General features: G+C 52.5%; 13 protein-coding genes. 10 read left to right on the top strand and 3 right to left on the bottom strand.

Annotated features, from left to right (window positions below):
- Positions 1-17 precede the first annotated feature (17 nt).
- Positions 18-698, top strand: coding sequence for a response regulator (locus tag GC101_RS24840; RefSeq protein WP_171719449.1), 681 nt, complete (start codon positions 18-20; stop codon positions 696-698).
- Complete coding sequence (locus tag GC101_RS24845; RefSeq protein ID WP_171719450.1) at positions 685-1,971, top strand: sensor histidine kinase; 1,287 nt, start codon at positions 685-687, stop codon at positions 1,969-1,971. The genes GC101_RS24840 and GC101_RS24845 overlap by 14 nt, the downstream gene beginning before the upstream one ends.
- 98 nt (positions 1,972-2,069) lie before the next feature.
- On the opposite strand, the gene GC101_RS24850 is transcribed toward GC101_RS24845, so the two are convergent.
- The gene (locus GC101_RS24850) at positions 2,070-2,273 is read right to left on the bottom strand and encodes a TOBE domain-containing protein (RefSeq protein ID WP_171719451.1); all 204 of its coding nucleotides are present in this window, start codon (positions 2,271-2,273) and stop codon (positions 2,070-2,072) included.
- 207 nt (positions 2,274-2,480) lie between these two features.
- Here GC101_RS24850 and GC101_RS24855 point away from each other — a divergent pair, with 207 nt between their 5' ends.
- From GC101_RS24855 to GC101_RS24885, 7 genes are all read left to right on the top strand, one after another.
- Positions 2,481-3,323, top strand: coding sequence for a GNAT family N-acetyltransferase (locus GC101_RS24855; RefSeq protein ID WP_171719452.1), 843 nt, complete (start codon positions 2,481-2,483; stop codon positions 3,321-3,323).
- A gap of 602 nt (positions 3,324-3,925) precedes the next feature.
- Entirely contained in the window at positions 3,926-4,909 is a 984-nt protein-coding gene (locus GC101_RS24860; protein ID WP_171719453.1) for an aldo/keto reductase, read from the top strand.
- Between the two features lie 9 nt (positions 4,910-4,918).
- Positions 4,919-6,877, top strand: a complete 1,959-nt coding sequence (locus GC101_RS24865; protein WP_171719454.1) for an elongation factor G — start codon at positions 4,919-4,921, stop codon at positions 6,875-6,877.
- A gap of 19 nt (positions 6,878-6,896) precedes the next feature.
- Positions 6,897-7,298, top strand: coding sequence for an NUDIX hydrolase (locus GC101_RS24870; RefSeq protein ID WP_171719455.1), 402 nt, complete (start codon positions 6,897-6,899; stop codon positions 7,296-7,298).
- A gap of 182 nt (positions 7,299-7,480) precedes the next feature.
- Positions 7,481-7,906: a DMT family transporter gene (locus GC101_RS24875; protein ID WP_171719456.1), complete on the top strand. Its 426-nt coding sequence runs from the start codon at positions 7,481-7,483 to the stop codon at positions 7,904-7,906.
- A gap of 31 nt (positions 7,907-7,937) precedes the next feature.
- The gene (locus tag GC101_RS24880) at positions 7,938-8,636 is read left to right on the top strand and encodes a cyclic nucleotide-binding domain-containing protein (RefSeq protein WP_171719457.1); all 699 of its coding nucleotides are present in this window, start codon (positions 7,938-7,940) and stop codon (positions 8,634-8,636) included.
- Between the two features lie 48 nt (positions 8,637-8,684).
- Entirely contained in the window at positions 8,685-9,179 is a 495-nt protein-coding gene (locus GC101_RS24885; protein WP_042137149.1) for a DMT family transporter, read from the top strand.
- Between the two features lie 623 nt (positions 9,180-9,802).
- On the opposite strand, the gene GC101_RS24890 is transcribed toward GC101_RS24885, so the two are convergent.
- Together GC101_RS24890 and GC101_RS24895 are read right to left on the bottom strand one after the other, a co-directional pair.
- Entirely contained in the window at positions 9,803-10,849 is a 1,047-nt protein-coding gene (locus GC101_RS24890) for an anthranilate phosphoribosyltransferase (protein ID WP_076248296.1), read from the bottom strand.
- A gap of 12 nt (positions 10,850-10,861) precedes the next feature.
- On the bottom strand, positions 10,862-11,458 hold the full coding sequence (locus GC101_RS24895; RefSeq protein WP_039291592.1) for an ANTAR domain-containing response regulator: 597 nt from the start codon (positions 11,456-11,458) through the stop codon (positions 10,862-10,864).
- A 342-nt stretch (positions 11,459-11,800) separates the two neighbouring features.
- On the opposite strand from GC101_RS24895, the gene nirB reads away from it, so the two are divergent.
- Positions 11,801-14,227, top strand: coding sequence for a nitrite reductase large subunit NirB (gene nirB, locus GC101_RS24900; protein ID WP_171719458.1), 2,427 nt, complete (start codon positions 11,801-11,803; stop codon positions 14,225-14,227).
- Positions 14,228-14,230 lie beyond the last annotated feature (3 nt).

The raw sequence follows: 14,230 nt of genomic DNA on the forward strand, positions 1-14,230 counted from the left end.
AGCAGGGGGAGATAGCCGTGGCGGATATTCTGATCATTGAAGACAATGCGGAGCTGGCGGAGGTGATCAAGGATTTTTTGCAGGTGGAGGGATATTCTGTATTCATTGCAGCCTCCGGGGAAGAGGGACTGGCATATCTGGAAGTGCATGCGGTTAAGCTGCTGCTGCTTGATATTATGCTGCCGGAGCTTGACGGCTTCGCCGTCTGCAGACTCGCCAGGGAGAAGTTCAATTTGCCGATTCTGATTATGAGCGCACGCCATGGGGATGACAATAAGATTATTGGTCTGGAGCTGGGTGCAGATGACTATCTGGAGAAGCCTTTTTCGGTCAACCTGCTGACAGCCAAGGTCAAAGCGCATCTGCGGCGCAGCTATGAGATGAACGATGATAAGCAGCTGCTGGCTGATGGAGACCTTACAGTTAACCGGACCTCGATGATGGTATATAGAGGCGGGCAGCAGCTCGGGATGACGGCCAAGGAATATGAGCTGCTGGTGCTGCTGATGAATAACAAGGGAAAGGCTCTGCGCAAAGAGTGGCTGTTCCAGCAGGTATGGGGGGCAGACAGCTTCAGTGAGCCTTCGACGCTGACTGTACATATGAATAAGCTGCGGGACAAAATCGAACTGAACCCCAAAGAGCCGAGGCGGATTGTAACCGTCTGGGGGGTAGGGTACAAGTATGAAGGCATATAACAAACTGATTATCTGGACAATACTCGCCGGGTTCATCGTGATTGCCATTCTGAATGCATATGTATCCTACCGGGAAACACGGGAGCCCGGCAAAGCTTACCGGGTGGAGATCAACCGGATCATTGAGCAGGTGCAGCGCAGGGTGCGGCCGGAAGAGATTATACTTACTCCGGGAGATTATACATACGTTAACGGCTTAAGCTGGATAGATCAGGGGGCGGAAGCACAGGCTGTTGAGCGGTTTTTTGCCGGAATAGGTGTAGCGGATTCATACGAATTCACGGTCAAACCTGTCTATCTGGAGCAGCAGCTGACAGGGTATTTAAGGTTCTCATACCGGTTGCCCGGTGCGGATCACAGCGTATTCCTAATCCTGAATGTGTTCCTGCTGGCGGCGCTTGGGGCTGTAACTGTTCTGCTGTTCTATATCCGGAAGCAGATCCTGCAGCCGTTTCACACCTTACAGGAGTTTCCTTATGAGTTGTCCAGAGGCCAATTAAATACAGGCATGAAGGAGCACCGGAGCCGGTTCTTCGGCCGTTTCGTATGGGGGCTGGACCTGCTGCGGCAGACACTGAATGCCCAGAAGCAGACCAATCTCCGCCTGGAAAAAGACCGCCAGACGCTCGTCGCCGCCCTGTCACATGAACTCAAAACACCAGTCGCTACAATCAGGCTATACGCCAGTGCTCTGGACGGTAGCCTCTATGACAGCGAAGAGAAACGCCAAGTTGCCGCCAGACTGATCGGCCAGAAAGCGGAGCAGATGGAGCAGCTGATCGGGGATATTATCACGGCCTCGGTCTCCTCCCTGCAGGAGATGGAGGTCGTGCCGGGAGAGTTCTACATCAGTGAGTTGATCCGGAAGATTGTCCCGGGTCATAAAGAACGGCTGGAGCTGCTGAAGATAGAGCTGAAGGTGGGGCCTTATCAGGACAAGCTGCTGCTGGGTGATCTGGATAGGCTGCTTGAAGTACTTAATAATCTTATCGAGAATGCGATAAAATACGGCGATGGCGGTAAGGTCAGCATGACCTTCCGGGAAGAGGATTACCGCCAGCTCATCGTCATTGAGAATTCAGGCGAGCCGCTATTGCCGGGCGAGCTGCCCTATATCTTCACCAGCTTCTGGCGCGGCTCCAATGCGGACGGGAAGCCGGGCAACGGTCTCGGCCTATTCATCTGCAAGCAGCTGCTGGTGAAGATGGGCGGCGACATCTTCGCGGAGCCGCTGGAGCATGGAATGCGGTTTGTGCTGGTGCTGCGGTATTGAACCAATAAGACCTGATCAGCGGCGGATAGCCGGATCAGGTCTTTTGGCGTGCGGGCGTGTACAGGCTATGAGCTTACCCGGCGCAAGCCGTAAGCCGGTTATGCCATCAGCAATACGGAGGAAGCTTTGATAATTGCGGTAACAGGAGAGCCTTCCTTCAGTTCCAAATCGCGCAGCGCTTCTACTGAGATAATAGAGGTGAGCTTCTGGCCTCCGGTATCCACCACAACCTTCGCATTGACTTGTCCCTCTTCAATCGACACTACAGTTCCTTCAAACTGGTTTCTGGCGCTGATCTTCATGATTTCACGTTCCTTTCATGTATGGAGTGTATAGATTCTATTTAGTGGTTCTGGATGTTTGCTAATTAGAGAGATTTAATACTGAATATATCTAAACAATACTAAATATATAGATAATCCACAAGTGAATTGCTACCATTGTCGACAAATAGCATAATAGAGTATTATTGTAAACGGAAACATGGAGTGTATTGGAGGTTTAATGCGATGATTGAGCTGAAGGTAGTGGATTATCCTGCGGCTGAAGTTTTTTTTGCCGATAAGAAGCAGCATATTCCCGCATTGTCAGTCTTGCAGGGGAATTATCCCGGACGGGTATTTGCCGATGATGCAGCTGCACCATCCCTTGCCGTGGTATGGGCTACGGGGAGATGGATGTATGCTGCCGGAGATATCAGTACAGAGCTGAACAGGATGAAACTGACAGCATTTTTGCAGACCCAAGTGATTCCCGGCTGCAAGCGTCGGCAGGAGAACTGGTTCGAGATATACACGGATGATTGCGCGGCATGGACGGCGTTATTTAAACCTGGATATGCCGGACTGAAGGTATTCAGACATATGGAATCTGTGTATGAGTTCAATCGTGCGAGGTTCAATCCGCCTGGGAGCAAGGTTGCGGAAGACGCTTCAGGCAGCGGCGTGACCGTTGACTACGTGGAATATCCGGTTCTGGAGAATCAGGAAGAGGATATGTCCGGCATGTATAACCGGTTTGGCAGCCTGACAACCACCGGAGCTGTGGTGAAGGTAGAGGGTCAGGCAGTCTCTGTCTGTAAGAATAACGGCTTCACCGTTAACAACAGATATTTCATTGATGTGGATACATACTCAGAAGCTGAGCGAGGCAAAGGGCATGGAACGCTAGCCGCACAGTCACTGATTAGTTATTACCTGGACAGAGGCCAGCTTCCGTTGTGGGAAACCACACATGAGAATACCGCGTCACACAGGCTGGCATTGAAGCTGGGATTCGAGCCTGTGGAGAGTTATCCGGTGTTTGCTTTTGTAATGGAGAGCCAGGAGCTTAAACTTCAGTCACCGGGGTAATATACAATATAATCCAGTTGCAGGAGGAGAGTATTATGAGAACTTTTGGCAGAGGGATGTTGTATTCCATTATCGTGGTAGTCTTTTCGAGAAATGAGGACCGTTCTACCGGATAGAGCTATAATGTTGTACCGGGATATAGTGAAAGACTGTGCTCCGTTATAATGGAGGCGGTCTTTTTTATTGTAAGCAATTCTATGTTGCATTTGGGTAAGAAAGCCAGTGTTGTACGGAGCGGACTGAGAGGATCCTATTTTGTGAGAAAACCGCCTTTTGAGGATGAAGCGGACTGAGATTCCGTTATTTAGTTAAATCGTGCCCGAAATGCATAGTATCTAGTAATATAAGCGATTCTGAGTCCGATGGGTCAGCAAATCATCCTATTCTGCTCAAATAAGGGAATCTCAGTCCGCGTCAGAGGTAGATGGACTTGAAGCCCCCCGCCTAAACGGACTAGTATGCAATCTGCGATTAAGCATGGTGCGGTATAGCGATACCGAGACTGGACCTTCTCGCGCAAACCATTCATAATAATAAGGTCACTTGTTAACGGTTCCATAGGGTTCATTACACTAACTACACTCATAAACGGAGGTTCTACGATGAAATACCGCAAGCTGGGAAATACAGGTTTGTCAGTAAGTGAAGTCAGCTTTGGAACTTGGGCAATCGGCGGGGACTGGGGCAGCAGCAGGGATGAAGACGGGCTTAAGGGCTTACAGCTGGCTATGGAGCAGGGCGTTAATTTCTTTGATACTGCCGATGTATACGGCTCCGGGCATGCGGAAGAGCTGCTGGCCAAGGCAACCAAAGGCAAGCAGGATGAGATACATATTGCTACGAAATTCTGCCGTGCCGGTGATATTCATGATCCGGAGAATTACTCTGCGCGCAGAATAAGCGAATATTGTGAACAGAGCCTGCGGCGGCTGGAAAGGGAAGCGATTGATCTGTATCAAGTTCACTGTCCGCCTATGGAAATTCTGCGGGATGGCAGTGTCTTCGGGGCCCTTGACCAATTGAAGGCCGAAGGTAAAATCCGCCACTACGGCGTAAGTGTAGAAACGATAGAGGAAGGACTGCTCTGCCTTGAATATCCGGGAGTAGAGGCGCTTCAGGTGATCTTCAATCTGTTCCGCCAGCAGCCGGCGCTGGAGTTATTACCGCGTGCGGCTGTCCGCGGCGCAGGGATCTTGGTGCGACTGCCGCTGGCCAGCGGTCTGCTGACCGGCAAGTTCAAGGAGACCAGTACCTTCCAGGAGAACGACCACCGCAGCTTCAACGCGAACGGCGAGCAATTCAATGTTGGTGAGACCTTCGCCGGACTTCCGTTTGTTACCGGAGTGGAACTGGCCCGCAAGCTGGAGTGGATTGCTGAAGGACGCGGCAATATGGCCAGAGCGTCCATGCGCTGGATTCTGGACCATCCGGCCGTCAGCTGTGTAATTCCGGGGTTCAAGAATGAAGCTCAGGTAGCGGATAATCTCGCTACACTTGAAGTCCCTTCCTATAGTTCAGCTGACATGGAGCGCCTGAGCGCATTCTATCAGTCCGAGGTTGTTCCGCATATCCGTGGAGGTGTGTAGCCGCACCTTATGAACAATATAACCGTCGGACTGCTTGCACATGTAGATGCCGGCAAGACGACCTTCGCAGAGCAGCTGCTCTACCATACCGAAGCGATCCGCAGCCGTGGCCGGGTGGATCATCAGGATACCTTCATGGATACCCACGAGATTGAAAAAGCGCGCGGTATCACTGTTTTTGCCGATCAGGCGGAATTTGTATATAAGGATTCGCGATATTTCCTGCTGGATACCCCGGGCCATGTTGATTTCTCTCCAGAGATGGAGCGCTGTCTGCAGGTGCTGGATTATGCGGTGGTCATCCTCAGTGCGGTGGAAGGCGTAGAGAGTCATACGGAAACCGTGTGGCAGCTGCTGCGCCGGCATAACATTCCCACCCTGTTCTTCATTAACAAAACCGACCGTGCCGGTGCGGACCCGCAGCGTGTACTGGAAGAGATCCGGCAGCAGCTCAGCGGCAATGCCTTCCTGCTGCCGCAGCAGCCGGGAGAAGCGTTAACCGATGAGCTGAGAGCATTTATAGCGGAGCGTGATGACGCGCTGCTGGAAATGTATCTGGAAGGAGCACTGCCTGACAACGTCTGCCGCAGTGCACTGCCTGACATGTTGAAACGGGGCGACATTTTTCCTTGTATGCAGGGCTCCGCATTGCTTGATCAAGGGATGGACGGGTTCCTGGAGGTTCTGAACGCGTTAACCTTCACGGAGTACGATCATGAGCTGCCATTTGCGGGGAGAGTCTATAAGATCCGCCACGATGACAAAGGTACGCGTATCACCTACATCAAGGCTCTACAGGGAGTACTGAAGAACAGGGACAACTTAATGTATGGACATGGACCGGAACGTGTATCGGCGCGGGTTACCGGAATCCGCAAATACAACGGCACCAAATATATTTCCGCCGATTGGGCTGCCGCAGGGGAGCTGTTCGCGGTTGTAGGACTTACTGAAGCCCTGCCGGGTGAGGGCGTTGGTGAACTGACGGACTCACAGGAAAGCGGCCTAATTCCTACGCTGAAATCCAAAGTCCTTTTTGAACCGCCGGTACACCTGAAAGAACTGATGAATGCCTTTGGACAGCTGGGTGCGGAAGATCCTTCGCTCAATGTTAGCTGGGATGAAGAGCTGCAGGAGCTGCATATTCATGTGATGGGCGGAATTCAGCTGGAGATTCTGGAGCAGATCATGGCTGAACGTTTCCGGATCCGGATTGCTTTTGGGCCGCCGGAGATTCTCTACAAGGAGACGATCACTGGCACCGTCTACGGCTACGGACATTTCGAACCGCTTGGCCACTACGCTGAGGTTCATCTGAAGCTGGAGGCGGGGGATCGCGGCAGCGGTATTACCTTCATCAACAGCTGTCACCCGGATGATCTGGCCGTGGGCTATCAGCATCAGATTGAGCAGCATTTGCTGGAGAGCAGCCATCACGGCCTGCTGATCGGGTCACCGCTGACTGACCTCAAGATCACCCTGCTTAGCGGCAGAGCGCATAATAAGCATACGAGCGGCGGAGATTTCCGTGAAGCAGCTTACCGGGCCTTACGCCAGGGGCTGGAGCAGGCCGTGAATCTGCTGCTGGAGCCGGTCTATGACCTGAAGCTCCGGATAGATTCAGACTACGTGGGCAAAGTAATGAGTGATATCCAGCAGGCCAGCGGGAGCTTCAACCCTCCTGAGATTACGGAGTCCAAGGCTGTCATTACCGGTACGGTTCCAGTGGCAAGCTTCATGAATTATGGGGTGAGACTGGCTTCCTTGACCCAGGGCAAGGGTTCGCTGTCGCTTAGAGTCGCGGGTTATCAGCCGTGTCATCAGACCGAAACAGTGGTTCAGCAGCGGAATTATAATAAAAATGCCGATCCGGCGTACTCTTCAACCTCAATCTTCTGCTCCAAAGGCCAGGCGTACCCGGTACCCTGGGAAGAGGCAGAGCAGCATATGCATATTAAAGTACGATGAAGAAAGGTGCAGACGGACAATGACTGAAGTAATTGATAAGATTGCCTGGATATATTTCGTGGACGGTAAGGTGCTCGGCGCGCGTTCCAAAGGAAAGGACACCTATTATTTCCCCGGAGGCAAACGGGAGTCTGGTGAGAGTGATGCACAGACATTGATCCGGGAGATCGAAGAGGAATTATCTGTTCAGATCATACCGGAGACCATTGCGGAATTCGGAAGCTTTGAAGCTCCCGCGCATGGCAAAGCAGAAGGCGTTTCCGTCCGGATGACCTGCCTGACCGCAGAGTTCACGGGTGAACTGAGCCCGGCTTCCGAAATCGAGGAATTGGCCTGGTTAACCTATGAAGACAAAGCGCGCGTGTCAGCTGTCAGTGTGATGATTATGGACAAGCTGAAGGAAATGAAGCTGCTCTCCTAAACCATACAGTTATAAGCCCGTTTTGAGCCGGAAATCCGGTTTGAAATGGGCTTTTTATCGCTTTACCGGCTGCTTTCGGGCAGCCGTCCGCAGACACTTTTACAATTCAGGACATATGTCCTTCCCGAATCCGGCAAACTGGCTTTTAATTAAGGCAGACAGTATATAGAGGAGAGAGACAGATGAAGGGGATAATTTTCGCATTTATAGGCGGGGCCTGCATTACGCTGCAAGGGGTAGCGAATGCAAGAATCAGCCAGGATATTGGTACGTGGCAGGCAGCGACGATCACGCAGTTCACCGGGTTCCTGATGGCGCTGGTCATTGCGCTGATCGTACGGGACGGGAAGAAACACGGCTTCCGTAAGGTTAAGCCGTTGTATCTGATCGGCGGCGGATTTGCCGCATTCGTTATTTTCAGTGAGGTTACGGCGATTCAGAGCATCGGTGTCACCTTAACCATCTCTGCTTTGCTGATTGCCCAGCTGTGCCTGACTTTTGTCATCGACATCAAGGGCTGGTTCGGGGTAGCCAAGCAGAAGATGAAGCTACCGCAGTTTATCGGGATCGGGATGATGATCCTGGGTGTGGTTGTGCTGAAGTTCTGATGATTAGGTCAAGCGAAGGTGAACCTGTGCGGTGAAGGAAATTCAAGATCCCGGTCGGCTGCAGGCATATCTGCAGAAGCACCAGCTCGATTACATTTTCAAAGAGCCGCTTAAGCCGCTCCTGTCGCTGCTAAGCTACGATCCGGGGGAGCATATTTGTTCCAAAGGAGACCCTTCAAGCACACTCTATGTGCTGGTCAAGGGGAAGCTTAAGATTTACACGACCTCGGCAGAGGGCAGAACACTAATCATCTCATTCAAAACACCGCTGGAGCTTATCGGCGATGTTGAATATATTCAGGGTACGGAAATGCTAAATACGGTAGAAGCAGTGTCACCGGTTCACATGATTGCGGTGCCGTACCGCTGGCTGAATAAATATGCGAAGGATCATCCGCCGCTGCTGCATTTTATGCTGGAGATCATCACTCAGAAGTTCTACCGGAAGTCCAGCTTCCTCAGTCTTAATCTGATGCATCCGGTGGATGTGCGGCTGGCCAGCTACCTGCTGTCCATCTCCTACGACGAATCCGATCCGCAATTTACCGGCCAGCTGAATACGATTAATCTGGTGGATACCGCGAATTTCATCGGCACCAGCTACAGGCATTTGAACAGAGTGATCCGGAAGTTCTGCCAGGAAGGGCTAACCGAGCGCAGCTCCGGGGCAATTATCGTCAAGGACAGGGAAGGGCTCTCAGCTCTGGCCAGCCGCAATATTTACGAATAAACCCAGGCAATAAGGCAATACAAATCAGCATATAAGGGAGCAACAGATATGTTAGCAGGAATACTACTCGCGCTGATCGCGGGTGCACTGGTTAGTCTACAGAATATTTTCAATGCCAAGGTCAATGAGCATACAGGCTCCTGGACAACCACCACACTGGTGCTGGGCATGGGGTTCGCAGCTTCACTGATTATGGGGCTGATTATGGAAGGGAAGAACATGTTCACGCTGCAGCATATGCAGCCCTGGTACTGGTTCAGCGGTATGATCGGTGTAGGCGTCGTCATCTGTCTGGTCCAGGCGACCCGGATTCTTGGCGCAACGTATGCCATCTCGATCGTCCTGACTGCGCAGCTCGGCTTCGCCTTATTATGGGATTCCCTGGGCTGGCTGGGGCTGGAGAAGGTTCCGTTCTCGTTTAACCAGCTAATCGGCGTGCTCATCATCGTTGGAGGCATTCTGGTGTTCAAATTAGGCGGCAAAAGCGATTCTAAAGACTCCGCCGGAGCCATCGAGCGCCGCAGTGCGCTGCATACGGATTAAATTAAATGTAAGGCGCGCACCGTTTAAATACGGACTGCGTGCTTTTTTTTCGACAGATAAGAATATATTTGCTTCACACTAGCTGAAAAGATGCTGTCCTTATAGGGACGGGTAAGCTGCCGTTTCAGGAGAGATGCGGATAAGTGGAGGGCTTGCTAAGAACGGGTACTGGTGGGGCTGGTGGAGTTGGTGGTGCTGGTGGAGCTGGTAGTGCTGGTGTGTTGGTGGTACTGGAACTGAATCTGGCGATGGTGATGTTCGAATAAGTGAAGAAGCGGACTGACATTCCCTTATTTCATGTAAAAAGCTTCTATTGGTGCGTACGCGGACCGAGATTCCGTTATCCTGTACATTCGGACATAAAATAAGCGTGTTTCGGACACTTAACGGAATCTGAGTCCGCGTGTCATGCGATTTCGCCACAATTGCTGAAATAACGGAATCTCAGTCCTCGACATTAGCGAATGCGTCGTGTAGAACCCCGGTATGCTACCGCAGAAAAAGTGCCTGATTGCCGGTACTCCCGCAAAGCAAAGCAACACGATGCTGCAGCCCGGCGCTTAAGCGCGCTAATAGCAGACCGCAATACGGTCTGCCGCCCCTATATACGCCTGCAAAGCAGGCTACACCTGCCCGAGAGAGGCTGCTGTGCTGCCTTGCATCGCGCTTTTCCATTTCGCATACGTGTTCCACGCCTGGCCGTTGTCCAGCAGATGCTTGCAGGTATAGACGCCTTCCTCAATAGAGTTGACCCTGCCGGCGGCATGGAGCCTGGCTGCACCATTCAGCAGTGTCTGATTATAGAACGCCAGATGTCCGCCGCCCTGCAGCACTTCCTCGGCGGTACGCAGCTGTCTTTCAGCTGTCCAATCGACCTCCGGAACGGGCACTTCCAGTCCGAGCGACTCCGGATCAATGATATCCAGCTCCGCCGCTCCATCCTGAATGCGGTATACGCGGTTCGGCCGGTCGATATACAGATCCTCCGAGCCTTCCACGCCTTGAACAACCAGTCCCCGCTGATAGCCGAGCTTCACAATCAGCCGGGAGATCCGGTCGAATACCGTATTATGAAAAATGCCGAAGACGATATAAGGTGAACAGGAATAATCAATCAGCTTCTCGGCTGTGTTGAATATCGTACGCAGCCCAATGTCTTCACGCAGGCCGCGCAGAGCACCCAGCGGCGGGCACCACTGCTCCGATTTCGCAAACAGCACACCGCTGGCCTCCGCCGCCTCAATGGCGGCACTGCGGCTCAGACCGGCAATATCAATTCCGGATGCATGAATGATATCCTGCAGCGTAATTCCCCACTTCGGAGGCAAGCCTGCGGAGCCATGCAGGGTAACCGGCAGACCGGCGGCAGACAGCAGGAAGGCAGTAGGGAACGTGGCGATGAAGGAATGAACCCTGCCGTCATAGGGTCCGGCACAATCGATCCCCTGTTGGACAGGTTCCCGTGAGGCATATTTGCGGCAGACCGCGACGAAGGCTTCCAGCTCTTCCAGGCTCTCCAGCTTCATGCGTTCGGCGATCAGGAACGCGCCAATCTGCACCGGAGAAGCAGTCTGTCCGAGAATAGCTTCTGCCGCATATTCCGCTTCCCCGTAGCTTAAATCCTTGGCACCGCGTTTGCCGCGGGCCACTTCTTTCAGAATATTAATCATATGGAAGTCTCCTTAAGTTTGATCCTGCAGCATCTGGTACACCTTGACGATGGAAGTAGCGACATCGACCATCCGTTTCCGTTCGTTCATGGCCTGCTTCCGCAGCAGGTCGTAAGCTTCAGATTCGCTGATGTTCCTGGCTTTGGAGAGAATACCTTTGGCCATGTCGATCCATTTACGCTCCTCAAGCCGGGATAACAGCTGTTCCCGTTCCTTGAGCCATTGCTGGCGCTCGAAGCATTGCCTGGAGCTGAAGTGAAGAATCCAGTGGATCTCCTGGGGCTGCATCGCCGGAGACAATATTCCGTCCACCATAATATCATCTCCACAGGCAGAGACGGATAACGTTGCGGTCCGCGGGGTACACCACCAGAGTACCGGGGCAACCTTGTGCTGAACCAGAATACTTCTCCAATAGCTGATCTCAGTAACGGGGAGATGGAGAATGAAGGCATCCGTGTCACCGATCAGCGGAAAGACCTGATCTTCCGAAGCAGCCGTCCCGATCACATAACCGCAGGAACTGAGGATACTGTCAGGAGTTGGGGAGGAGCGTTCTTCTGCGGAATTCTCTGTTCTGCCCGGATCTATAACTAACAGGGAATGCATAGTTGACGACGCTCCTTTTACATATAATAAGGGGATAAGTCTGCACACCAGTGCAGAATAAGTACAGTCGGAATAAAGATGATGTAATATTATATAACACAGTTCAGGTAATTTTGTCGATGAATTAAAATAATAAAATTTTATATGTCATAATTATTGACGTAATTAGGATGGCTGTAGTATAGTCGTTTTAACAAATTCATCAATTCTGCGAATACAACGATGTATTCGGTTGAAGCGGCAATGGCGCCTGCTTTCACTTAAATCGCAACGGAAGAAGTATGTTTCCGGGCGGAGTGAAGCGGGCTATTTCTGTTGTTTACCTGGAGAGGAGAGAGATACATGTCAGCAATTCGCAAAAAACTGATATTAGTCGGTAACGGAATGGCGGGGGTACGGGCGATTGAGCATCTGCTCAAATTAGCGCCGGAGGCTTATGACATTACAATCTTTGGTTCGGAGCCGCATCCGAATTATAACCGGATCATGTTATCTTCTGTTCTTGCAGGCGGTGCAAGCCTTGATGAGATCGTAATCAACGACCTGGAGTGGTACCGGAGCTTCAATATTCAGCTGTATACGGGACACACCGTAACCTCCATTGATCCTGTAGAGCGCAAGGTCCATACGGATAAAGGAATTACTGCAAGTTATGATGAGCTGATTCTGGCAACCGGCTCCAACCCCTTCATGCTGCCGATCCCAGGTGCCGAGAAGGAGGGCGTCATTGCCTTCCGGGATATCAAGGATACACAAATCATGCAGGAGGTATCGCAAAAATATGGCAAAGCGCTGGTGATCGGCGGCGGTCTCCTCGGACTGGAGGCGGCAAGAGGGCTGCTGCATCTGGGGATGGAGGTATCGGTAGTCCACATCCATGAATATATTATGGAGCGCCAGCTGGACGAGTCCGCCTCCGTAATGCTGCGCAAGGAACTGGAAGCCCAGGGAATGAAGTTCCTGCTGAAGAAGCAGTCTGAAGCGGTTCTTGGCAAAAAGCGGGTCAAAGGCCTTTTGTTCGCAGATGGCAGCATTGAAGACGCGGATCTGATTGTGATGGCTGTCGGCATCAAGCCGAATGTAGAGCTTGCCCGCAGCAGCGGGATTGAAGTCAACCGCGGAATCATCGTAAATGACTATATGGAGAGCAGCCTGCCCGGCATCTATGCCGTCGGGGAGTGCGCGGAACACCGGGGTATTGCCTACGGGCTAGTGGCTCCGCTATATGAACAGGGGGCTGTCCTGGCTAAAAGGCTGGCAGGTGTACCAACAGAAGGCTACGCCGGTTCGGTTACCTCTACCAAGCTGAAAGTATCCGGCGTCGATGTGTTCTCGGCAGGACAATTCACCGAACAGCCCGGCACCAAGGCGCTGCGGTTCCAGGATGAAACCGATGGTGTGTATAAGAAGCTGGTCATTCACGGTGATAAACTGATTGGAGCCGTGCTGTTCGGAGATACAGGTGACGGGGCGCAGTTATTCTCGATGATTAAGAAGGGCGAGAATATTAAAGGGAGAGAGAAAGAGCTGCTGCTCGGAATATCTGCTGATGCGCTGGCGCCCAAAGGGAACCGGCTTGAAGGAATGGCAGATGATGAGATCATCTGCGGCTGCAATGGAGTCTCGAAAGGGGCGATTGCCGAGGCGATTACCTCCGGCGGCTGTACCAGTGTAGGGCAGATCAAAGCATGCACCAAAGCCTCGGCTTCCTGCGGCGGCTGCAAGCCGCTGGTGGAAGGACTGCTGCAGCTATATGCCGGCGAGGCTGCCGTAACGGTCAAAGAAGGAATCTGCGGTTGCACCACGCTCGGGCGGGATGAGATCGTCGCCGAAATCAAGCGGATGAAGCTGATGACCGTCAAGGAGGTCATGAATGTCCTGGAGTGGGGCAATGAAGAAGGCTGCGCCAAATGCCGGCCTTCCCTGAACTACTATCTGGGGATGCTCTATCCTGAAGAATATATTGATGAGAATGAATCGAGATTCACCAATGAGCGCTACCATGCCAATATCCAAAAGGACGGTACGTACTCCGTGGTGCCGAGAATCTACGGCGGTGTCACCTCTCCGGCTGAACTGATCAAGATTGCCCAGGTTGCGGTGAAGTTCGAGGTGCCGCTGGTCAAGTTCACCGGCGGACAACGGCTCGATCTGCTTGGGGTGAAGAAGGAGGACCTGCCGAAGATGTGGGAAGAGCTGGATATGCCCTCCGGCCATGCCTACGGCAAGACACTGCGGACAGTGAAAACCTGTGTCGGCTCCACCTATTGCCGGTTCGGCACGCAGGATGCCCTTGGAATGGGTATCCGGCTGGAACAGGCTTTTGAACGGCTGAACACACCGGGCAAAGTGAAGCTGGCTGTATCCGGATGTCCGCGCAACTGTGCGGAAGCGACAATTAAGGACTTCGGAGTCGTAGCCATTGACGGCGGCTGGGAGCTGCATATCGGCGGTAACGGCGGCGTTCATGTCCGGGCCACGGAGCTGCTCTGCGTGGTGAAGACCGATGATGAGGTGATGGAGTGGGCCAGTGCGTTCCTGCAATATTACCGTGAGAATGCCGGGTGGAATGAACGGACTGCCCAGTGGGTGGAACGTGTCGGGCTTGACAGCATCAAGCAGGCGCTGGAGTCCCGCGAGGCACGATTGGCGCTGCAGGAGAGAATTCAGAAGACGCTTAGTCTTACCACCGATCCATGGAAGCAAATTGTGAATACACCGGAGCTGCGCAAAAATTTCGAACCGATCTCCTTGCCGGAGACAGTCTAAGGG

The sequence above is a fragment of the Paenibacillus phytohabitans genome (assembly GCF_013141775.1).
In the GTDB taxonomy this organism is placed as follows: Bacteria; Bacillota; Bacilli; order Paenibacillales; family Paenibacillaceae; genus Paenibacillus_AQ; species Paenibacillus_AQ phytohabitans.